At 40.0% G+C, this 22453-nt stretch carries 18 protein-coding genes; 3 read left to right on the forward strand and 15 right to left on the reverse strand.

Features of this window, described 5'->3' with window-relative positions:
• Positions 1-86 precede the first annotated feature (86 nt).
• The 3 genes from ACIFOT_RS07550 to ACIFOT_RS07560 form a co-directional block, all read right to left on the reverse strand.
• Positions 87-1058, reverse strand: a complete 972-nt coding sequence (locus ACIFOT_RS07550; protein ID WP_430063622.1) for an ATP-binding protein — start codon at positions 1056-1058, stop codon at positions 87-89.
• Positions 1058-1756: a response regulator transcription factor gene (locus tag ACIFOT_RS07555; RefSeq protein ID WP_430063624.1), complete on the reverse strand. Its 699-nt coding sequence runs from the start codon at positions 1754-1756 to the stop codon at positions 1058-1060. The genes ACIFOT_RS07550 and ACIFOT_RS07555 overlap by 1 nt, the downstream gene beginning before the upstream one ends.
• Before the next feature lie 135 nt (positions 1757-1891).
• Positions 1892-3547 (reverse strand): FAD-binding dehydrogenase, encoded by a 1656-nt coding sequence (locus tag ACIFOT_RS07560; protein WP_430063626.1) that lies wholly within the window; start codon positions 3545-3547, stop codon positions 1892-1894.
• A 174-nt stretch (positions 3548-3721) separates the two neighbouring features.
• Between ACIFOT_RS07560 and ACIFOT_RS07565 the strand changes: the two genes are divergently transcribed.
• Entirely contained in the window at positions 3722-4297 is a 576-nt protein-coding gene (locus ACIFOT_RS07565) for a TetR/AcrR family transcriptional regulator (RefSeq protein WP_430063628.1), read from the forward strand.
• 120 nt (positions 4298-4417) lie between these two features.
• Positions 4418-6526 carry an MMPL family transporter gene (locus ACIFOT_RS07570; RefSeq protein ID WP_430063630.1) on the forward strand — a complete coding sequence of 703 codons (2109 nt, stop codon included), beginning with the start codon at positions 4418-4420 and terminating at the stop codon, positions 6524-6526.
• A gap of 69 nt (positions 6527-6595) precedes the next feature.
• On the opposite strand, the gene ACIFOT_RS07575 is transcribed toward ACIFOT_RS07570, so the two are convergent.
• From ACIFOT_RS07575 to sigW, 11 genes are all read right to left on the reverse strand, one after another.
• Positions 6596-7354, reverse strand: a complete 759-nt coding sequence (locus ACIFOT_RS07575) for a hypothetical protein (protein ID WP_430063632.1) — start codon at positions 7352-7354, stop codon at positions 6596-6598.
• 2 nt (positions 7355-7356) lie between these two features.
• The gene (locus tag ACIFOT_RS07580; RefSeq protein ID WP_430063634.1) at positions 7357-8088 is read right to left on the reverse strand and encodes a hypothetical protein; all 732 of its coding nucleotides are present in this window, start codon (positions 8086-8088) and stop codon (positions 7357-7359) included.
• 191 nt (positions 8089-8279) lie between these two features.
• On the reverse strand, positions 8280-9419 hold the full coding sequence (locus ACIFOT_RS07585; RefSeq protein WP_430063636.1) for a mannitol-1-phosphate 5-dehydrogenase: 1140 nt from the start codon (positions 9417-9419) through the stop codon (positions 8280-8282).
• Positions 9420-9424: 5 nt separating this feature from the next.
• The gene (locus ACIFOT_RS07590; protein ID WP_430063638.1) at positions 9425-11506 is read right to left on the reverse strand and encodes a BglG family transcription antiterminator; all 2082 of its coding nucleotides are present in this window, start codon (positions 11504-11506) and stop codon (positions 9425-9427) included.
• A gap of 94 nt (positions 11507-11600) precedes the next feature.
• On the reverse strand, positions 11601-13523 hold the full coding sequence (locus tag ACIFOT_RS07595) for a PTS mannitol transporter subunit IICBA (RefSeq protein ID WP_430063640.1): 1923 nt from the start codon (positions 13521-13523) through the stop codon (positions 11601-11603).
• Positions 13524-13726: 203 nt separating this feature from the next.
• Entirely contained in the window at positions 13727-15529 is a 1803-nt protein-coding gene (glmS, locus tag ACIFOT_RS07600) for a glutamine--fructose-6-phosphate transaminase (isomerizing) (RefSeq protein ID WP_430063642.1), read from the reverse strand.
• A 483-nt stretch (positions 15530-16012) separates the two neighbouring features.
• Complete coding sequence (gene glmM, locus ACIFOT_RS07605; RefSeq protein ID WP_430063644.1) at positions 16013-17362, reverse strand: phosphoglucosamine mutase; 1350 nt, start codon at positions 17360-17362, stop codon at positions 16013-16015.
• A 37-nt stretch (positions 17363-17399) separates the two neighbouring features.
• Positions 17400-18626, reverse strand: coding sequence for a CdaR family protein (locus ACIFOT_RS07610; protein WP_430063646.1), 1227 nt, complete (start codon positions 18624-18626; stop codon positions 17400-17402).
• Positions 18619-19446 (reverse strand): diadenylate cyclase CdaA, encoded by an 828-nt coding sequence (gene cdaA / locus ACIFOT_RS07615; protein ID WP_223596265.1) that lies wholly within the window; start codon positions 19444-19446, stop codon positions 18619-18621. The genes ACIFOT_RS07610 and cdaA overlap by 8 nt, the downstream gene beginning before the upstream one ends.
• Before the next feature lie 135 nt (positions 19447-19581).
• Positions 19582-20205, reverse strand: coding sequence for a zf-HC2 domain-containing protein (locus ACIFOT_RS07620; RefSeq protein ID WP_430063648.1), 624 nt, complete (start codon positions 20203-20205; stop codon positions 19582-19584).
• 19 nt (positions 20206-20224) lie between these two features.
• Positions 20225-20788 carry an RNA polymerase sigma factor SigW gene (gene sigW / locus ACIFOT_RS07625; RefSeq protein ID WP_430063650.1) on the reverse strand — a complete coding sequence of 188 codons (564 nt, stop codon included), beginning with the start codon at positions 20786-20788 and terminating at the stop codon, positions 20225-20227.
• Positions 20789-20969: 181 nt separating this feature from the next.
• Between sigW and ACIFOT_RS07630 the strand changes: the two genes are divergently transcribed.
• On the forward strand, positions 20970-21131 hold the full coding sequence (locus ACIFOT_RS07630) for a Spo0E family sporulation regulatory protein-aspartic acid phosphatase (protein ID WP_430063652.1): 162 nt from the start codon (positions 20970-20972) through the stop codon (positions 21129-21131).
• Positions 21132-21167: 36 nt separating this feature from the next.
• Here ACIFOT_RS07630 and rocF read toward each other — a convergent pair whose 3' ends face one another.
• On the reverse strand, positions 21168-22067 hold the full coding sequence (rocF, locus tag ACIFOT_RS07635; protein WP_430063654.1) for an arginase: 900 nt from the start codon (positions 22065-22067) through the stop codon (positions 21168-21170).
• Positions 22068-22453 lie beyond the last annotated feature (386 nt).

A 22453-nucleotide genomic window follows, 5' to 3' on the forward strand; every position in this document is an offset into this window, starting at 1 on the left:
CCTAACTTACAGTTACCTTACACATTAGTAAGAAAACAATATCATCCTCCACAGGAGGACAAATGTCCACGAATGGTGCCTGAAACCTATATTATGATACGCACTATTGTCCCTTTTTTTACGGTGGATTCTATTTCGATGCGATGGCCTAGTTTTTCGCATATTTGTTTAACGAGGTAGAGGCCCATTCCTGTCGATTCTTGGAAGTTGCGGCCATTTTGGCCTGTGAAATAGGGGTCAAAGATACGTGGTAAATCACTTGACGGGATCCCCACTCCCTCATCCCGAACTTCTAGAACTACATCCATTCCACGACGATACCCATGGAAATAAATTTTCCGTCCCTCTTCTACTGTATAACGAACCGCATTTGTTATCAGCTGTGTCAACACAAAGGAAAGCCATTTCTCGTCAGTAGCCACGCTTAAACTCTCTTCAAATTGAAAGGATGGGAAGACCCGGCTTCGGATAAATAATCGTTTTTGGCTTGAGGTAACCGTTCGGACAACCTTTTGCAAATCAAGGGTCTCAACATAAAAATCCCTTTCGAATGTATCGAGGCGGGCAGTATATAGAACCATCTCGAGCCCTTTTTTTAGACGATCAAGTTCATCGCCAATTGCTGTAAAGCGTGGGTCATCCTCGTCCTGAATCATTAAATGGATAACGGACAATGGTGTCTTCATTTGATGAACCCATTGATTAATAAACTGGATATGACCTTCGAGTTTGTACTTATAATTATGTAAATCTGTTTTATAATGGAGGAATTGGCTTTTTAGAAGCTGCTGTAAGCCTTCAGCCAGGGGCGATGGCTGCAAATTAACCGTAAAGTCCTCCATTGATGTGAGCGGTTTATCCAACCGCTGATAAAAGGAGCGATTCGTCATGTAGCGAATGAAGAGATACCCTGCCAAAAGACAGCCACTAAGGAAAGCAGCATATAAACTTATCTTCAAATTTCGATACCCATCCAGCCAATAAATGAACGAAATGGTCAATAATTGAAGAAGATAAAAAATAATCAGAAGAATTTGCTCGCGGAAAAAAAGCTTCATTATCTATCCTCCCAGTTCGGAAGGAGCCGATATCCCTGGCCGCGAATCGTTTGAAGTGCTTCCGTAATCTCTAGAGAAGCTAACTTTTTCCTCACCCGCGTAATATATACATTCAAAGTATTATCATCAACAAATGCCTGGTCGTCCCAGATTTTTTCTAACAGCCGGTCACGGCTGACCACCCGCTCTGCCCTTTTCATCAATTCATCCAAAATTTTTGCCTCCGTATGGCTTAGCTCAATTTCCTGTCCGCCTAAAGTAAGGCTCATTCGTTCAACATCAAGCGTCAGCCCTGCAACAGTAGTGGTCCGTCCATTTTGTGAACTAGCATAGGTACCATATGCCCGTCTGAGCTGGCTATTAATTTTGGCGGTGACGATTTCATAATCAAAAGGCTTCGTGATATAATCATCCGCCCCGTTTTCAAGAGCCATCACTTGGTCCATTTTTCCTTCACGAGCCGAAATAAACAGAATCGGGCACGTGGAGATACTGCGGATTTGCCGGCACCAATAGTAGCCATCAAATTTCGGCAGGTTGACATCCAATAAAACGAGATGCGGATCATATTGTTCAAATTGGGTACGGACAGCTGCGAAATCATCAACAGATTTTGTATCATACCCAAATTTATGTAAGTGCTCTTTCAGCAAGCTGACCAGTTGTTTGTCATCTTCAATTATAAAAATCTTAAACATCCTCATTCTCCTTTTGCCTATCATACTCATGATTGTAACAAAAATAAGGGAAACAATGGAAACAACAAAACATCTCCCATGTCTATGAGAGATGTTCGCTTTGGACAACCCAACCAAAGAGGTGCTTTAATTTTTTTATCCCAATTCTTTAGCAATCGCCCGGCCGGCTACTCTTCCTGAAAACAGGCAGCCGCCTACAAAGGTACCTTCCAGGGAGCGGTAACCATGTACTCCGCCGCCGCCAAAGCCTGATGCTTCTCCTGCAGCATACAATCCCGGGATGGCTTCTCCTGCAGCATTTAGGACCCTTCCGGATAAATCGGTTTGTAGTCCGCCTAATGTTTTTCGGCTTAAGATATTCAGGCGGACCGCAATCAAAGGTCCGTTCTTTGGATCCAGAATTTTATGAGGTGTGGCGACACGAATTAATTTATCCCCGAGATAATTACGCGCACCACGGATGGCCGTTATTTGGAGATCTTTTGAAAATGTATTTTCCAATTCACGATCTCGCGCCTTTATTTGCCGCTCGATCTCTGCCATTTCCAACAAATTATCACCTGTTAGTTTATTCATACCAGCTACCAAATCAGCCAAATTATCCGCAATAATAAAATCCTCGCCCTTGTCCATAAAAGCTTTTACCGGGCCAGGGGCACCAGGTAAAGCTCTTCCCAATACTTTGCGAATACTTTTTCCGGTTATATCCGGATTTTGCTCTGATCCGGAGAGGGCAAATTCTTTTTCAATAATTTTTTGGGTTAAAATAAACCAGGAATAATCGTAACCTGTCTTTTGAATAGCCTCGAGTGTACCCAATGTATCGAAGCCTGGGAAATTAGGTGCAGAGAAGCGCCGGCCGCGAGCATCCAGCCAAATGGAGGATGGCCCTGGGAGAATTCGAATACCATGATTGGTCCAGACCGGATTCCAATTTTGGATTCCTTCCGTATAGTGCCACATGCGATCCCGATTGACAATTCTTCCCCCTGCCTCCTCGGTGATGGAGAGCATCCGTCCATCCACGTGTGCCGGCACGCCAGAAATCATATGTTTTGGAGGCTCTCCCAATCGACTCGGCCAATTTTTACGGACAAGATCATGGTTTCCGCCTATCCCGCCACTAGAGACTAACACCGATTGTGCACGATATTCAAAACCTCCTATAACATCTCTGTTGCTATCCTCCCCGCGGGCAGCGGAGCTCGGAGCAAGAACAGAACCACTCACACCAGCAATTGCCCCATTACCATTAATAAGACCATCGACGCGATGACGAGGGCGGAATTCCACCAATCCCTTTTTCATGTGTTCCCTAACCCTTCGTTCAAATGGGGCAACAATGCCTGGGCCTGTTCCCCAGACAACATGGAAGCGTGGGACTGAGTTTCCATGTCCATCAGCAAGATATCCTCCACGTTCTGCCCATCCTACCACTGGAAAAAACCGCACTCCCATGTCGTAAAGCCAGGCACGTTTCTCCCCTGCAGCAAAATTAACATATGCCTCTGCCCATTTTAGCGCCCAGTAATCCTCGTCATTTCCCCGATCGAAACCAGCCGTTCCTAACCAGTCCTGCCATGCCAACTCTTTAGAATCCTTTATTCCCATCCGGCGCTGCTCTGGCGTATCAACCAAGAATAATCCCCCAAAAGACCACCACGCTTGTCCCCCCAATGAGGCTTCTGATTCTTGGTCTAAAAGCAGCACTTTTTTACCTGCATCGGCAATTTCTGCCGTTGCTACTAAACCAGCTATTCCTGCTCCTACTACTATTACATCAAAATCCATGATATTATCCCCCCTGCATTTCATTCTTCAGTTTACCAATAATACATAATTTTCAGATATTTATATTTCATTGCTAGTATAAATTTGGAATCTATTAACAGTCAATATACTCATTTAGAAAATGTTATTTTCCATTGTTTCCTTCATTGTTTATAATAGGCTTGAGGTGAAAAAATGGCACGTGAACGCAAATTTTCTAAAGATGATTTATTTCAAGCCACAGAAAAGCTGCTTCTCAAGCATGGCTATGAGGGATTTACATTTAGTCTTCTTGCTGATGATTTAGACGTATCACGGGGAGCACTTTATAAGTACTATGAAAATAAAGAAGAGTTAATTACCGACTTTATGCTACATGAAATGGAACATTTTCTTACCAAGTTAAAAGAAATAGAATTACTAGATGGGTTTGAGGCGCAGTTTGACTTTCTTTTAAATCTTATTTTCAGTTATTCAGACATCCAAAAAATGATTAAGATAGGTCAGCAGATTCCAGTAATGGTTAACAAAAAAGTAAAAGAAAATAAGGATCTATTAGACAAGCTTCATTTAGAAATGTATCAATGTTTACAGAACTTCCTAAAGCTTGGGAAGGAAGAAAAGAAACTAAATCCGTCCATACCGGAAGCGCTCATTTTGGGATATATTTTTCAATCTGTCGCCATTCCGAATCGTTTTAATATCCCCCATTCTGTTTGGGTTTGTTCCATTAAAGAAATGATTTGCCACGGAATGTTCATAAAGACATAAATTGACACATATGTTACTTTGAAAGATAATAATAGTGACATTATTGTCAATTTATTTTTTCACTAAAGTGACAGATGTGTCACTTTTAATCTAATAAAAGAGGGAGGTAACAGCAAAAACATGAAATTATTCTTACAAGCTATTACCGATTATGTTTCAACCAAAAAAGGAATGTGGATCACCCTTGCAGCCTGGTTCATCATCACAATTGTTTTGGCTGTGTTTGCTCCAAATGCAAAGGATTATGAGGTATCGAGAATCGATTCCCTTCCTGAGGATGTCCAATCTGCCATCGCACAAAAAAAGATGGATCAATTTTTTCCTAATAATGAAGGAACCCCTGCCATATTAGTCTTCCAATCTGGGGATGGTCAGATCATCTCCGCAAAGCTTGCAGAAGTTATAGCTAAAATCGAAAACGAAAATATTAACGGGATTACCCAAATCATCCCGTTAGCATCCCTGCCTCCTCAAGCGGCCGCCAGTTTTTTTTCAGACGACAAGACGACAGCCATTATCCCTTTAACCTTTGACTCTTCTCTAGAAACAAAGGATTTGAAGCAGTCCTTAGTACAAATCAAGAAAGTTGCCGCTGATTCAACTGATTTTAAGCTGTATGTTACGGGACCTGCAGGGATTGCCGCAGATTCTCTTGATCTTTTTTCGCGTGCAGATGTTGTCCTTATTTTATCAACAGTTGGTTTAATCCTTATTTTATTGATTGTGATTTATCGTTCACCATTATTGGCCTTGATTCCACTCTTGGCAGCCGCTTTCGTCTATGAAGTGGTAATGCAGCTACTTGGGTTAATGGGGAAAGCGGGCCTAGCTTTGAGCAATCAAACCATTTCCATAATGTCAATTTTGTTATTTGCTGCGATGATTGATTATTCCTTATTTGTGTTTTCCCGTTATCGGGAAGAGCTCACCCGTCAAGAAAGTAAGTTCGACGCCATGAGAGCGGCGATGAGAGAAACTGGAATGCCGGTCTTCTTTTCTGGGGGGACTGTTTTAGCCGCAATGCTCGTATTGTTTTTTGCTCAATTAGGAGATGTCAAAAGCTTTGCCCCAACCTTTGCCACCACCATGGTTGTGATCATGATTGCATCCGTTACACTCGTTCCAGCTTTGTTTACCCTTTTCGGCAGGAGATCCTTCTGGCCTAAAATTCCTCGTGTTGGGGGGCAATCGGCCAAGAAACATTTTCTTTGGGAAACAATCGGCCGCTTCGTTGTAAGGAAGCCCGGACTTTCCGTTTTTGTAATCGGTCTTTTCCTGCTGTTGTCTGCTAGTAATCTATTTAATCTGAAGTATGAGTTCGATACGATGAAATCGTTCCCTAAAGACATGCCTTCCCGTCAGGGCTATGAAATCTTAGCTGATAAATTTGAGAGGGGTGAACTTGCCCCTACAGCCGTCGTGTTTGAATCATCAAAACCAATCACTGCCGAGGAACAAGAAACATTACGCAGTACACTATCTAAGCAGCCAAGTGTTAGTAATGTCCGATTATCTGGAACTGCCGAGGACAAAACGGTAATTCAATATAGCCTAACGTTTCAAGGTAACCCATATTCTGCCATGACCATGGATGCCTTAGAGAAAATCATAAGCCATGATAAACAAATCACCAGAGACAGTCACCTTAATGGGAAACTTTATTTTTCAGGGGAAACCGCTGTGAAAGTCGATGACCGTTCTACTAATAATAAGGATGTCCTTATCATCGTTTTGATGGAAACGGTTCTAATTTTTGCAATGTTAATCGTCTTAACAAGATCAGTTAAAATGCCGATTTACATGATGGGGACAATTTTAATTTCGTTCTTTGCTGCATTAGGAGTGGGCATGTTTTTAAGCACCCTTTTCTTTGATATTGACACCATCAGTAACCGCGTTCCTCTTTATGCCTTTGTTTTCTTGGTAGCGCTCGGCATTGATTACAATATTATGCTTATTTCAAGGTTCCAAGAAGAACGAGCCAATCATTCTGTTAAAAAAGCAGTAGAAATTGCTGTTGCTAACACAGGCGGAGTCATCTCCTCTGCAGGGATTATACTCGCTGCAACCTTTGCTGTTTTGATGACACAGCCCATCCAACTACTGTTTATATTTGGCTTCATTGTCGCGGTGGGTATTTTGCTGGATACCTTCTTAATAAGGGGAATTTTATTACCTGGATTAATCGTTTTATTGGAAAAGGACAAAGTGGCTAGCAAGAGTAACTAGATTTAATCCAAAAAACGAGCTTGTTAGATTAACATAACAAGCTCGTTTTTTAATTTATGAACCCATTCCTTATTGAATTAATGGTTCCTCTATTTCGGATTTGTTCAAAATCCTTATATAATCGATATCGCCATTTGTATAGCTGCTGCCATTCACAGAGTTCTTGATTCCAGCTACTTTATCTGACTTATCAAATGGAATATACCCAAAAAACAAATCATTATTATTTGGTAACAAACTATTAATAAGGCCATCGGAAATATTTTGATTCCCTGCTTGCTGCAAGGATTTCACAATCGCAGACCATTCAACTGGCAGTCGTAATACACCATAGGACCTATCCGTGAGTGTCACCTTTTTCTCTAATTGGATTCTTGGGTCATACGTTTCAATTCCATCAAATCCTTGAAATCCTCTGTCACGAATAAAATAGAATTTTATATAACTCACTTTGTCATCAGGATGGGAATTCCACAACAAGTAATACGTTGAAGGGTCATTACTATTAATCTTCCAAAGAAGCGGCTCCCCGGTATTATCAATATGAACCAACTTCCAATTATGCTTCTTCCAAGCCCAATAACTTACCCCGTACCGGCCCTCTTCCGAAACAAACGGGACGAACACGTGCCGCTTATCAACATGAACGATATCCTTAATGCTCTTTACGGCTGCTGTTGGAAAAACCTTATTCATTCTCTCAATCAATTGTCCATTTGCAGGAAAGGAGGAAGGTTTGGAAAAATTAAACCAATAAAACCAGGCCGCTGCCGCCAATACAATGACAACACCTACTAAACCAATAGAGACGAGTCTCTTGTTCAGCATGTTTATTCCTCTCCTTTCAGCAATGACTCATTGGAGCGAAAATAAAGCTGCTTTTGGGGGGCTGAAACTAATATTCCCTTTCCATCCGCTTCTAGATAAATAATCGGCTTCAGGCCGCTTCCCCATTTAGACGTTGTTCCGAAAAGCTGATAGGGAAACCGTTCATTCTTTTTGGTTGATTGCTCATCTCTGATTTCCTTTTCTTGATACCATTGATTACCCTGAATTTTTTCTTGATTCATATTATGTATTTGTTTTAACAGAGTATCTGTATCTAGTACGCGTTTTTTCCCAGAAGGATGGATACTCCTGATCGATGCATTCTCAACGTTAGACATATAGGTAGACAGCTCATTTTTAGGATATATAGCATTTTGAACGGGTACCGCTATCAGTGCAGCCGCCAGAAAAATAAAATTAGCCCAAAACCCCAGCCAAGCGAAACGTCTATAAGTTTTCCAGCGCCCTTCCTTTCTTTTTAAAAATGCATATAAAATCCAAACACCAAGCGGCAGGATGGATATCTTAATCGGCGTATCCCACATTGGGGGAAAATTAATCGTAAAAGAAAAAAGACCGACTAGCACACAAAAAAGAACCTTCCAGGCTTTTGGCATCACTTGCTGTTTTTTCATAATTCGATAAGCAATAATTGGAATAACACACCATGCTAATATGGACGTAATAAAGGGAACAAGTTGAAACGAAAAATCAAAATTATAATTAATGTTCATTGTCCACCTCCTGTTTTACATAATTCTGCAAAAACTGGAAAATACCTTCCTTATGTTATTACCAAACAAAGAAAAAAAGAACCGGACAACGAATGTAAGTTAAGCAGCATTTAACTCAAAAATAAAAAAGACCCAATCCAAAAGGATCGAATCTTAATAAAGCTAAATACCTGCATACATGATAATTCTAATTACCTAAATTGATTAAAATAACGTATTACTTCGTTAGTTATGTTACTGTTCTCTTCCAAACCACTTACTTCTTTAAGTACAGCTGGAAGTCCGTTTTCTTTAATCATCGCTTGCAATCGTACCGCTTCTTCATCTTCTTGGTAATCAAAAAGTAAAGCCGAAGCAATAGCTTTTGCAAGATTCGTAAACGAAAGTCCGGCTTTTTCCGCCTCAACCGCCGGACGAACAAGGCGATCATTATGTCCAAGTTTGCGCAATGGTGAGCGGCCGACTCTAGTAACATCATCATTTAAATAGGAATTTTTAAAACGGCCAATAATCTTGTTAATGTATTGTTGGTGCTCGTCTTGATCTAAGCCATATTGTTTAATTAAATAGGCTCCAGTTTCACCTAATGTAGCTTGAACCTGCTCAACAATTTTCACATCAGCTAATGCTTGATCAATTGTCTTTTTGTTATGAAGGTAACCAAGATATGCAATGACAGCATGCCCAGTATTTACGGTAAATAGCTTTCTTTCGATAAAAGGAGCGAGGTCAGATACAACCTTCATCCCTTCTATCTGAGGGATGTTCTCACTTGTTTCTACAACCCATTCGTAATAAGGCTCCACAAGAACATCGAGTGAACCTTGATTGTTTTGAATAGGAACAATTCGGTCAACTGCAGAGTTAAAGAAATGAACCTTTGCAGATAATTTTTCTGTTGTCTCCTCATCCAAATGTTCTAGTATGTAGCCTTTCAATAAATCGGTCGCCGATATTTGGTTTTCACAGGCTATTACAAATAATTTTTTATCATTGGACTTTACTCTTTCAGCTAATCCCTTTGCAATTAACGGGGCAATTCGTGGAAGAATATTCGGTCCAATAGCAGTTGTAAGAAAAGCAGCATGCTTTATTGCTTCAATTACTTCGTTTTCCTGTGTCATATTATTTAATCCTGACACATTATCGATTGTCATCGTTTCTTTCTGGCCAGTAGCCAATATAACTTGATATTTCTTATCCTCGTTTAACTTTTTAATGATTTGGTCGGCAACATCAATAAAAGTTACATGATATCCTGATTGCGAGAAAAGTGCACCGATAAATCCTCTTCCAATATTTCCTGCTCCAAAATGAACTGCTTGTTCCATTTTTATCACTCCTTTATAAAATTTGTTTGAAGATAGTCTAAAAATATCGTTTCTAACCTTGCACGTATCAATTCCTCATTCGATGAAGAAAAAATCATTATTGCCTCTTTATTTTCAATTAAACTTGTACTTATCAGGCTTACTATCTCCTGTTCTTTCGCACTTAAATACTCAGGTGCCAGCATCAGCAATAAGTTCTTCATGTACATATTATTCCCATCCATACCCATTGTCAGAGTAGGTTTTTCCAAATGAGTGATTTGGAAAATAAGCTCATGTACATTCTCATCCCTGCAATGGTAAAGAGCCATATCAGTTCCCGGTATTCCTAGCCCGCCTTTTTTTTCTCGATTCTTCAACGAATCCATCACATCTTTGACATGGGTCAGAAGCTTATCTTTTTCCGCTTTCCTGACCATTTCATGTAAGATCAGTTCATAATCTTCTAAATCCTTCATTCGATAGACAATGAAATTTTTTAAAACTGCCTGGATGCTATCATGTATCGCCTTCATCTCTTGTAATACCTCTACAATTGCCCTACTTGTAGTGGAAACCTTTTTTTGTACAGATTTAAGATAATTCTTTTTTTTAGTTAAATTATCAATGTTATTCCTTAAATAGTCCTTAATGGTTAAAATATTTTCCTCACTTAGCAAGGGAGAAACCAAAATATAATCCATATCAATAAAGGGAAGCTTTACGGTTGAAATAATAACATCATAGCTATACAAGTTCCCTTGCTGCTGAATTTCTTTAATTGATTTGATTTCTATAGAATCGATCCCGATAATTTCTTTCTTAATTCGGCTGGCCAGCATTTTAGATGTACCGATGCCTGTTGGACAAACAACGAGCGCCCTTATTGATAGGTCTTCTTCCTGCATGACTAATGCTGACCCAAAGTGGAGGACAATAAAGGCAATTTCATCATCCGGAAATTCATCGATATCTTTAAACAGCTTTTCAACGCTATTCTTTACTGCCATAAATAAAACAGGATATTTCCGTTTAATCTCTTCTTTTAGTGGGTTAAACACACCCATTTGCTGCTTTATCCGAAAAAGTGAAGGCTCCATATGGGCGAGCAGCCCCTGATACAGAGAAAAATCGTTCGTTAAATCAATATTAAGCTGGAAAGATACATGTTGGATTAAGTTCTTTATTCTTTTGTTGAGAACAACACTGTCATAGGGAACAGCATCAGCAGCTTGAAATTTAGAACCTTTAAGAATGACTGCCAAATAGATCAAGTCATCTTTAGTAAATTTCATTGAAAACAATACTTCTAGTTCGTTACAAAGCCTGCTTATAAGGTTATATTCAGTGCTTAGTTCAAGTTCAAACTCTAGTTCTTCCTCTAACAAATACAGACTTTCTGTTCTCTGCATGGTAATACAAATATGTACGATTAACCCGATATAGTCACTATCTGCCAGACGCTGCTGTGAGCGTTGAAAAATAGTATTGACTAACCGTTCTATAGCTAGGAGGTATTCAGGAAGAAAAAACCACAATATTACTTCCTGAAAGGACTTCCCATTTTCCAATAAAAATAAATTCTCAATTAATTCTTCATTAAAATAAAGCAGAAAATAACTGGCCAGAGCTTTTCGTTTATTTGCCTCTGTTCCAACCAGATCGACCCCTACTCCTCTTTTTCTGGTAATTTGCACATTAAATTTCTCAAGCCAGTTTGTCAGATCATCTAAATACGTGGTCAATGTTGTAATACTGACACCAAGATTTGTAGCTAATAGCTGGATTTTATATGCCTCTTCCTGAAATAGGGCAATAAGCAGCTGCAGTTTTTTTTCCTGTGGTGTTTGATCAATTGGGTCGATACTCATTAAATACTGGATTAATCGAAATACCTGTTCATTCTTCCCCTCAATCATGAATCCTTTATCCACAGTACGTTTTAACTGAAGCTCAAATGATTGGAGTATATTTTCTATCGCTTTAATATCCCGGTTGATGGTTCTAACACTGACATTTAAATAATTTGCTATCGACAAAGCCGTGTGTTTTCCAGATGTTTTAATAATTAATTCAATAATTGCTTTTTCCCTAGAGGTAATATACATGCTACCAGCTCATTTCACATGAAGTAACCGGGCCCACAATTTCCTTTTCTATGAGAAAAAACTGAATAGAAAAGCGGTATCACCCGCTTTTCTATCAGTTAGTTACCATTTCCTTTTTATCATTTAAGATATCCATTAACTCGCTTGCTGTTTTGGCCTCAACCATTTTTTCAATATTGGCCATATCGGAACAGGTAACGGCAATTCCAGATAAGATTTCCAGATGGGTGCCGTCCTTCCCAGCAATTCCGAAAATTAACCGCACCTTCTGTCCATCAAAATCAACCCCGTTAGGAACTTGTAAAACCGTAAATCCGGAATTAAGGACATCCTTTTTCGCTTCTTCGGTACCATGTGGAATCGCAACGTCATTCCCCATATAGGTTGATGTCAACTCATCTCGTGCGATCATCGCCTCAATATAGCTCTCCTTGACATATCCTGCCTTAACCAATGCTCGACCCGCAAAACGAATTGCTTCTTCTTTGTTCGCAAATTGCATATTTAAGAAGATATTCTCTTCACGAAGCAGGGCATCGTCGGCATGACTTTCATCACTTTGGACATTTGCCTCCGCATCCTCTACAATTTCATGAAGCCCGGCTGTTTCAGGGTTTTTTAGTTGTTCGATTAACTTATCGTATTCAGGACTTGAAAGGAAATTATCGACTGATATATGGTATGCATTTGGTACTTTATTCTGGGCTCTTGGTGTTAACTCTTCCTGCGTGATGACAATCTGTGCGTCAGGAGGAAGATTGCTAATTGCTGTATTGGTAACAGAAATATTCAAGCCAGCTTCTTTCATCTTTTTACGAAGTAAGGAGGCACCCATTGCGCTTGATCCCATTCCCGCATCACATGCAAAGACAATCTTATTAACATTTTCCGGCATTGCAACCGTATTTTGTGATAATACAGCAGCTACAGAACTTTTCTTCCCTTTCATTTCCTGCATTTTTCTAGTTGCCTCTTCCATGTCCCCTTCTGTCTGCTTCCCTGTCTTTAAAACGAAGGTTGAAACAACAAAGGAAACGGCACCAGCAACCAGGACACCAGCAATGTTAGCAAGATAGGCACTGGCACTATGTGGAGTAACGGCCAAAATGGCAATAATACTTCCGGGAGATGAAGGAGCCAATAAACCGCCGCCTAATAGAACTAACGTAAATACACCGCTCATTCCGCCTAAGATTACAGCAAAAAATAACATAGGACGCATTAAAATATAAGGGAAGTAGATTTCATGAATCCCGCCAAAGAAGTGGATAATGGCAGCACCAGGTGCCGATCTTCTAGCAGTCCCTTTTCCAAAAATACAATAGGCAAGCAATACACCAATACCAGGGCCTGGGTTTGCTTCAAGAAGAAACAGTATTGATTTACCTGTTTGTTTTACCTGCTCTACACCAATTGGTGAAAGAACTCCATGGTTGATAGCATTATTTAAAAATAGCACTTTTGCTGGTTCAATAATGATACTTGTCAGTGGCAATAAGCCCGTTCCGACAAGCCAATCCACACCGTTTACAAGCCAGCCTGTAAATACATCGACAGAAGGGCCGATTGCTTTAAATGCAAGAATAGCGAGCAATCCGCCAAGTATCCCCGCCGAGAAATTATTCACAAGCATTTCAAAACCGGCTTTGACTTTTCCTTCGATTAACTTGTCAAACTTTTTAATAAGGTAACCGCCGATCGGCCCCATGATCATGGCGCCAAGGAACATTGGGATGTCTGCCCCTACAATTACCCCCATTGTGGCAATGGCACCTACAACTGCCCCTCGTTGGTCGTGAACCAACTTACCGCCTGTGTATCCAATTAATAGCGGCAACAGGTACGTAATCATTGGGCCGACCATTTTGGCAAGGCTTTCATTTGGAAAGAAGCCAGTAGGAATAAATAAAGCCGTAATTAAACCCCATGCAATGAAAGCTGATATATTCGGTAATACCATTGAACTTAAGAAATTTCCGAACTTCTGTACAGCTACTTTTATATTTGATTGAGCCATTTTGCTCACTTCCTTTCATATATTACATAATTAATAGTATGATACTGCTCATGTTCATTCAATAAACATGAAAGCTAACTTTGTCGCAGCAAAATGGACAAACTTATTATTACTCAAAATAAAGTAACTATCCTGATCTTGCTCTGAAATAAAAAGACCCGATCAATATAAAATTGACCGGGTCAGAATAGTGATATTTCTTATTACTCAACCGTTACAGACTTCGCAAGATTACGTGGTTTGTCAACGTCGCAATCGCGGTGTAAGGCTGCATAGTATGCAATTAATTGTAAAGGTATTACAGAGATAAGTGGTGTTAATAATTCATGTACTTCCGGAATAACAAAGCTGTCTTCATCCATATTTAGACCCTTCATCGAAACAATGCAAACGTTCGCTCCACGTGCTGCTACTTCCTTCACATTACCGCGAATACTTAAGTTTACACTTTCTTGGGTAGCAAGGGCAATAACTGGGGTACCTTCCTCAATCAAAGCAATTGTACCATGCTTCAATTCCCCGCCAGCAAAACCTTCTGCTTGAATATAAGAGATTTCTTTTAACTTCAGTGCCCCTTCTAGGCCAACATAATAATCCACACCACGGCCAATGAAGAAAGCATTTCGTGTTACAGACAAAAATTCTCTTGAGATATGCTCGATTAACTCTTTTGAGTCGCAAAGAACTTCCATTGCATTTGCGATAATTCCCAGCTCATGAACAAGATCGAAATCTACGGCAATGTTACGGCTTTTTGCTGTTACCTCAGCTAAAATAGCAAGAACCGCTAACTGGGCAGTATACGCCTTTGAAGAAGCAACTGCAATCTCAGGACCTGCATGAAGCAGTAAAGTATAATCTGCTTCACGAGACAAAGTCGAACCAGGTACATTCGTAATGGTTAGTGCTGGGTAACCCATTTCTTTCACTTTAACAAGAACGGCACGGCTATCAGCTGTTTCCCCACTTTGTGAAATGAAGATAAACAAAGGTTTCTCAGTTAACAAAGGCATGTTATAAACAAATTCACTGGCAATATGCACTTCAACAGGCATTTTAGCAATGTTTTCAATAAACTGTTTTCCAACCAGTCCCGCATGATAAGAAGTACCAGCCGCAATAATATATATGCGGTCTGAAGCATTGACAGCTCCAATGATGTCAGAGTCAATGGTTAATTCACCCTGTTCATTTTGATACGTTTGTATGATTTTACGCATTACAAGCGGCTGCTCGTCAATTTCTTTAAGCATGTAGTGCGGGTATGTGCCTTTTTCAATATCACTGGCATCAAGTTCAGCTTTATATGGCGCACGTGTAATAACTTCACCGTTAAGGTTTTGAATCGTCACGTCATCCTTTGTCACGATAACAATTTCTTTATCCATTAATTCAACGTATTGGTCCGTTACTTGGAGCATCGCCATCGCATCACTTGCTACAACATTAAAGTCGTTCCCTAATCCAACAAGTAATGGGCTTTTATTTTTTGCCACATAGATGGTTTCATTGTCCTGCTCATCTAAAAGTGCTAAAGCGTAGGATCCATGTAAAAGAGTCAGTGTTTTACGGAACGCTTCTAAGACCTCTAATCCCTCGCTGACGAAACGTTCAACCAACTGAACAATAACTTCTGTATCTGTTTCACTTACGAAAGTGACGTCTGTTAAATATTCACGCTTTAATAGATCATAATTCTCGATTACACCGTTATGCACAAGCGTAAAACGACCAGAAGTACTTGTATGCGGGTGAGAATTTACTTTACTTGGAACACCATGTGTAGCCCAGCGTGTATGACCAATCCCAAGGTTGGCAAAAACATTTTCGTCAACAATTTCGCGCAAATCCGCAATTCGGCCTTTCTCTTTAAAAACATGAACGCCTTTTTCATTCATGACTGCGATTCCAGCTGAATCATAGCCTCTATATTCAAGTTTTTCTAAACCTTTTAACAAAATCTCTTTTGAGTCGTTCGTTCCAATATATCCAACAATTCCACACATATTTCTAATTCCTCCCTGATACAGGGGGCAAAGTGCTTTGGAGGCAGCGCTTGCCCCCTTATCTCTGTTTTTTGTTTAGGTATCTGTCTATACCTTTTTAAAACATTACTTTTAGTTTGCGCATTTCCTTCTCTTTGTGCACAAAGTTACCTAAGTGTTTTAAAGTAGGAATTATCGGCCCTGCGTCACAGCCGGGAGGTATCCGCCGAAGTTTCGATAAACCTCCTCCTCGTCAACTAATCAACCGTCTCTCGATTAGTTCAGGCGCTTTAGTAAAACAGTTTCGCCCACTGCCCACCTTTCTTTTTAAAAAATGATAAAAAAGAGCTTTGAATAACAAAGCAAGTTAATACTACATGATTGGAGGCAACCCGTCAACTAATTACATAAAATATATATTTTTTCCATTTTTTATAAGACAATACATAATAAAATATGCATAAGGGAGTCGGAGAGTTCCCTTATGCATATTAGACGATATATCTATTCTTTTAGTTCCATTTCTGCTTTTACGACTGAGACAATGCGTTCGACATACGATTCACAAAGCTCCTTTGTTGGAGCCTCAGCCATAACGCGGACTAATGGCTCGGTTCCGGACGGCCGAACAAGAATTCTTCCGTTTCCAGCCATTTCTTCTTCAACCTGTTCAATGATCTCTTTAACCTTTACATTATCGGTCACATGATGTTTGTCAGTCACCCTTACGTTTACAAGCTTTTGCGGGAATTTCTTCATTTCACCAGCAAGCTCTGACAATGGCTTCCCGGTTGCTTTCATGATATTCACTAATTGCAGCCCTGATAATAAACCATCGCCTGTTGTGTTATAGTCCAAGAAAATAATGTGGCCAGATTGTTCCCCGCCAAGATTAAAGCCGCTCTTCTTCATTTCTTCAACTACATAACGGTCGCCAACAGCGGTCGGAACGCTATGAATGCTATGTGTTTCAAGCGCTTTATAAAAGCCAAGATTACTCATAACGGTCGATACAATTGTTCCATGCTTTAAGCGTCCCTGTTCTTTTAGATATTTGCCGCAAATGTACATGATTTGGTCGCCATCAACGATTTCTCCCTTTTCATCGATCGCAATCAAGCGGTCCCCATCACCATCAAAGGAAAGACCCACATCGGCCCCTTTTTCCTTCACTAAAGCTGCAAGTGCTTCTGGGTGTGTTGAGCCGACACCGGCATTGATATTTAATCCGTTTGGTGCAGCCCCCATCGTAGACAAATCTGCATCCAGATCAGCAAACAGGTGAGTCGCTAAAGAAGATGTCGCACCGTTCGCACAGTCCAGTGCAATATGGATACCGGAGAAATCCTCATCAACTGTATTCTTCAAGTATTGAAGGTACTTTTGTCCTCCTTCAAAATAATCCATGACCAAGCCTAAATCACCACCAACAGGTCTAGGCAGCTGGTCTTCCGCCATATCGATGAGCTCTTCAATTTCAAATTCCTGGTCATCAGAAAGCTTAAAACCATCAGGGCCAAAAAATTTAATCCCGTTATCGGCTACTGGATTATGGGAAGCTGAAATCATGACCCCTGCCTGCGCTCCTAAAGCTTTCGTTAAATACGCTACCCCTGGTGTGGAAATCACACCAAGACGCATGACCTCCGCTCCAATTGACAGCAATCCTGCCACAAGGGCACCCTCGAGCATATGCCCTGAAATACGGGTATCACGGCCGATTAAAACCTTTGGCCGATCTTTATCCTTTGTTAAAACATATCCGCCAAATCGGCCTAATTTAAAGGCCAATTCCGGTGTCAATTCACTATTTGCTACTCCGCGTACCCCATCGGTACCAAAATATTTTCCCATTTTAAAAAATCGCTCCTTCAACAATTATTGCTAGGTATTAGGCATTTTTCGTAATTGTAATTTTTGCAGTCGCTTTATTAGGCTTCCAGTTTACATTGGCAGGGCCATCCACTTGGATATTCACTTCATGACTGCCTTCATCCAAATTGGATAAATCAATATATACATTAAAGTCCTCAGGCCTTAATCCATCTACCATCGAACTTGGTCCGTTTACGATCAGATTGATGATCTGATTGGCAGGGTCATTGATCTCCGCAATGTACGAATCAGATAATCCCTGGATTTTTAACGGTATTCCCGAAACGGTTTTTTCCTCTTGCTTTTTCACCAAGACCGTTGCTTTTACCATTTGCGGTGTTACCTTCGTGATCCCATTTGAAATGATCACCGGAAGATTAAGGGTAGTGTTTTCGGTAATTTTACTGACATCCACTTCTACGCGGACACTTTCGGTGTCTTTAAGGATATCTTCCGGTCCAATAATCGTTGCTTCCTTCACATCCAGATCAATGGAATCAATCGTAATACCATCCTGCGGCGTTCCTTTTTTAATAATATTAATAGGAACAATTTTACTATTATTTTTTATTGGTATCGTCACTTTTACGGTTTCTGGTGCGACCACAGCGTCTAATTTATTCAAGTCTTTGTCAAGAACCTGTACACGGGCCTCTTTGGTGATCGTCTCTTTCAGTTTAGATTTTTCCTCTAGTGTTGCTTTGACAAAGGCAATTCGATCAATCACGCTTTTTGCACCGGTGATTTTTACTTTGTTTGGTTCGACCACCGGCTGTCCGGCTGAATAGCCTTCCTCCACTTGACTTGCATTAAATTCTGCTTCCACTTTAAATTCCTTTGTGATTTTTTCTTGAACATTCACTGTAACAGAAGCAGGATTAATGGTGGCCTTAAGTTTATCAGATAAATCTTTTACTTTAAGCTTTACTTTTTGTTTCCCTATTTTTGCGTCTGTCAAATCCACATACACTTCAAAGTTTTTTAAGGCCTTTGTGGATTGGACATGGGTAATCGGCCCTTTAATTGTGATTGCCACGGTGTTTGGAATCCCCGAAACCACTAAATTCTCAGTATCATAATAGACATTTACGGGAATATCTTTAATCGTCGCAGAGGTCGTATTGCTTGGGACGTTAATATCCGTTAATTTATTTTCTTTGTTCGAAACAGTTGAATAAAGCAAAATGGCTAATAGTAATGCGAGAATTTTGATAAACCAGCGATTATCCATCAGCTTATCCATTATTTTTCCCCCTCCAGTTCCAACGAGCTGAAGAAGCTTGTTTAGTCTTGTTCGGTATCATCAATTCACTTGTGAGGAGTTCCTTAAATTCTTCTGCCTTTAAGTCCCGATGAAGTTCACCATTTTTCGTCAGTGAGATGCTACCTGTCTCTTCTGAAACAACGACGGTAATACTATCAGTTACTTCACTGATTCCTAATGCCGCCCGGTGCCGCGTTCCAAGCTCCTTTGAAATAAACGGACTTTCTGATAAAGGAAGATAGCATGCCGCTGCGGCAACATTATTTCGTTGGATGATGACGGCCCCATCATGGAGCGGTGTATTTGGGATGAAGATGTTAATCAAGAGCTCTGATGAAATCTTAGAATTTAACTGAATACCTGTTTCTATGTAATCACCCATACCTGTTTCTCTTTCAATCGAGATTAAAGCCCCAATTCGGCGCTTTGCCATGTAGTCAGTTGCCTTAATAATCGCCTGAACAGCTTTTTCCTGATCATCATCATCAGGACTTGAACTTCTCGAGAAAAATTTCCCCCTTCCCAATTGCTCAAGGGCTCTGCGGAGTTCTGGCTGAAAAATGATAATAATCGCAAGAAACCCGTATGTTATGACTTGCTGCATCATCCAGCTTAAAGTGGATAAGCCAAAAAAATCACTGACTACTTTTACAAGAAGAATGACAAAAATCCCTTTAAGTAACTGAACCGCTTTGGTTCCTCTTATAATGTTAATCAGTTTGTATATGACATACCATACGAGGAGAATATCAACAATACTAGCTAAATACTTCCATATAGTGAAATCGGCAAACGGCATTGTTTTTCCTCCGTAATTTTCTTAAAAACGTATATATTTGAATACAACTTCATTATTATAGCACAAAACAAGCTTGTACTTATTATATGTATCTCTTTAAAAAAACAAATCACTCATAAACGAGTGATTTGTTTTTTATTCGGCTTCAGACCTGTCAAAGATTTCGACGGTCTCCTGCACCGTTCTTTTCATATGATACCAAATCCAATCGAACACTTCGTTCACTTCATCAATTTGTCCTGTCACATGTCCGGCAGATGCCAGGTACTTTTCACCATTTATGACGGTAACGTCCCCCTGGACTTCCCCTTCAATTTTCAAAGTCCCATTCCGAACGATAACATCGCCTTTGACGACCTCACCTTTAGGGACAATAACAGTATTATTTTTAACGACCAGGTTTTTTTGCTTCGATACCGAGAATTCCCGGTCCTGATTCCAGGTGGAAAATAAGCTCCCCACCATTAAAATAAGGAATAATGAGGCTGCGGCTAGCATTGGGTGGTTTCTTACCCAGCGCCCCATCCAAACCTTCTTTTTCTCTTTAGGCAGTCGAGCAAGGACATTGGCCGTGAAATCTGCCGGTGCCTGCATATTTGATATACTTTTAACGAAGGCTACTGTCTTTTTTAGTTCATTAAATATAGCCTCACACTCTTTACAACTTTGAATGTGCTCTCTTAAGATGCGTTCTTTTTCTTGGTCAATTTCCTCGTCTAAATACTCGTGCATGAGATCGATGATATGTTCTGGACACATTTTTTTGTTTCACCTCTTATCAAACATAACGTAATTGTTGTCTTAAAGCTTCCCGTCCTCGGTGAATTCTTGTTTTAACTGTCCCTAGAGGAAGATCAAGAATTTCACTAATTTCATTTAATGATAATTCTTCTACATATTTCAAAACGATCGCAGACCGATATTTTTCAGGCAGTTTTAATATTTCCTTCTGTACGGTTTCCTGCAACTCTAAGCTTTCCAGTTCTTTTTCTGGCAGCGGAGTATTGGAAGGAATCTGGGAATACATCGTTAACCCTTCCGTTCCGGCCACTTCTGCATCTAGGTAATAATCAGGTTTCTTTTTACGCATTCGATCGATGCATAAATTGGTGGCAATCCGAAAAAGCCAGGTGGAGAATTTCAACTCTTGGTTAAACGACTTTATATTCACATAGGCACGAATAAACGCCTCCTGTGCTACATCTTCGGCTTCATGCTTATTTCCAAGCATCCGGAAACACAGCTGATAGACACTGTTTTTATAGATTTCAACGATCTCCCCAAATGCATCCTGATCGCCTTTTATTACTTGTTTTATTCTCTTTTTTACAATAGCTTCCATTAACGTTTCTCAGCTCCAATACGCTATACGTTCATACGAATCGTTAGCAAAAAAGTTTCGTTTTTAACGAAAAAACTTCTCCATACCTATAATATTAACAAAAATTTACCAAAAAGGCTCAAATACTAGTTTAAAGATTTTCCTGCGGGGGATAAAAGTAATAATACATAGGAAAGAGGTCATGTTTTACGTGGGAGATAGACTATTAGCGGAAATTGAACGGTGCCGGATGGATATGGTACGACTTGCGTCTGTAAACTCGTTTGCCCATTACCAAGTGCTTGAAGCGAGCAGGAGGCTTGACTCCTTACTAAATGAATATACTCTATTATTGAAAAAATAAAGCAGCTGCATCGGCCAGGATGCAGCTGCTTTATTTTTATAGTAATTTTTCTCCGAATAATGAACCCATAAGACCAACCGCGATTTGTGCTGTTTTATTTTTTTCATCTAAAATAGGGTTTACTTCCACAAATTCTGCGGAGGTAATAATTTTTGCCTCTTCTAGCATTTCCATAGCCAAATGGCTTTCACGGTAGCTGATACCACCCATAACCGGTGTTCCTACCCCTGGGCATTCACTTGGATCTAATCCATCCAGATCTAATGAAAGATGAACGCCATCTGTTCTTTCTTTCAGGTAGGCAATCGTTTCTTCCATGATGTGTGCCATACCTAAACGGTCGACTTCGTGCATCGTGTAAACTTTAATTCCTGTTTCTTTTATGAGTATTCTTTCACCTTCATCAAGGGATCTAGCCCCAATAATGACTACGTTTTCAGGCTTAACCTTTGGGAAGTAACCGCCTAGCTCCGTTAATTTCGGATGGCCTAATCCAATGCTGGCAGCTAAAGGCATGCCATGTATGTTTCCTGAAGGGCTTGTATCTGCTGTATTTAAATCACCATGGGCATCATACCAAATGACCCCTAGGTTATTATAGTGCTTCGCTACACCCGCTAAGGTTCCAATCGCAATGCTGTGGTCACCGCCAAGTACAAGTGGGAATGAACCGGATTGGATTGCCTCATCTACTTTTTCTGCAAGCATGGATGTTTTTTCGGCGACTAGATCGAGATTGCGCAAATTTGATTCTTTATCAACAACGACTTCCGGTCTGCCGATCGGAATGTCTCCTAAATCATGGATTTCATCAAATAATGGCTTTAGTCTTTCATTAATGCCTGCATAACGGATTGCGCTTGGCCCCATATCTACGCCTCGGCGCATTTGTCCTAAGTCCATTGGCATCCCAATAATTGAAAGTTTTTTTCCCATTTTAAAATTCCTCCTACCCTTTTATATGTACTATTTTAACCGCTTTCAATGGAATGACTCAACTCGACAAAATTTTGTATATATATGCGTCGTTGTCGTCATTCAAATTAGGTTGATAATTGGATTGTTGAACGAATGTAAAACACCAAAACTAATCAAACGTTTAATTAGTTTTTTTGTAACTGAAAAAGAAGCAGTACAAAAAGTATGAATTTCTCGATTGAAGACCATTATGGGACATTTAAGAGGGTAAATCTTTGGGAAGTGTCTCTTGGAATAGTTCTATGGGACATTACGAGGGAAAATCCTATAGGAAGAGTCCTATAGAAAGGCTCTATGGGACATTACGCGCGTATACCCTATTGAAAGTGTCTCATAGAAAGGCT

It is taken from the genome of Neobacillus sp. NRS-1170, assembly GCF_050468025.1.

Coding starts and splice junctions, on each gene's coding strand:
- ACIFOT_RS07550 (WP_430063622.1), bottom strand. CDS start 1,058: ATGAAGCTTTTTTTCCGCGAGCAAATTCTTCTGATTATTTTTTATCTT.
- ACIFOT_RS07555 (WP_430063624.1), bottom strand. CDS start 1,756: ATGTTTAAGATTTTTATAATTGAAGATGACAAACAACTGGTCAGCTTG.
- ACIFOT_RS07560 (WP_430063626.1), bottom strand. CDS start 3,547: ATGGATTTTGATGTAATAGTAGTAGGAGCAGGAATAGCTGGTTTAGTA.
- ACIFOT_RS07565 (WP_430063628.1), top strand. CDS start 3,722: ATGGCACGTGAACGCAAATTTTCTAAAGATGATTTATTTCAAGCCACA.
- ACIFOT_RS07570 (WP_430063630.1), top strand. CDS start 4,418: ATGAAATTATTCTTACAAGCTATTACCGATTATGTTTCAACCAAAAAA.
- ACIFOT_RS07575 (WP_430063632.1), bottom strand. CDS start 7,354: ATGCTGAACAAGAGACTCGTCTCTATTGGTTTAGTAGGTGTTGTCATT.
- ACIFOT_RS07580 (WP_430063634.1), bottom strand. CDS start 8,088: ATGAACATTAATTATAATTTTGATTTTTCGTTTCAACTTGTTCCCTTT.
- ACIFOT_RS07585 (WP_430063636.1), bottom strand. CDS start 9,419: ATGGAACAAGCAGTTCATTTTGGAGCAGGAAATATTGGAAGAGGATTT.
- ACIFOT_RS07590 (WP_430063638.1), bottom strand. CDS start 11,506: ATGTATATTACCTCTAGGGAAAAAGCAATTATTGAATTAATTATTAAA.
- ACIFOT_RS07595 (WP_430063640.1), bottom strand. CDS start 13,523: ATGGCTCAATCAAATATAAAAGTAGCTGTACAGAAGTTCGGAAATTTC.
- glmS (WP_430063642.1), bottom strand. CDS start 15,529: ATGTGTGGAATTGTTGGATATATTGGAACGAACGACTCAAAAGAGATT.
- glmM (WP_430063644.1), bottom strand. CDS start 17,362: ATGGGAAAATATTTTGGTACCGATGGGGTACGCGGAGTAGCAAATAGT.
- ACIFOT_RS07610 (WP_430063646.1), bottom strand. CDS start 18,626: ATGGATAAGCTGATGGATAATCGCTGGTTTATCAAAATTCTCGCATTA.
- cdaA (WP_223596265.1), bottom strand. CDS start 19,446: ATGCCGTTTGCCGATTTCACTATATGGAAGTATTTAGCTAGTATTGTT.
- ACIFOT_RS07620 (WP_430063648.1), bottom strand. CDS start 20,205: ATGTGTCCAGAACATATCATCGATCTCATGCACGAGTATTTAGACGAG.
- sigW (WP_430063650.1), bottom strand. CDS start 20,788: ATGGAAGCTATTGTAAAAAAGAGAATAAAACAAGTAATAAAAGGCGAT.
- ACIFOT_RS07630 (WP_430063652.1), top strand. CDS start 20,970: ATGTTTTACGTGGGAGATAGACTATTAGCGGAAATTGAACGGTGCCGG.
- rocF (WP_430063654.1), bottom strand. CDS start 22,067: ATGGGAAAAAAACTTTCAATTATTGGGATGCCAATGGACTTAGGACAA.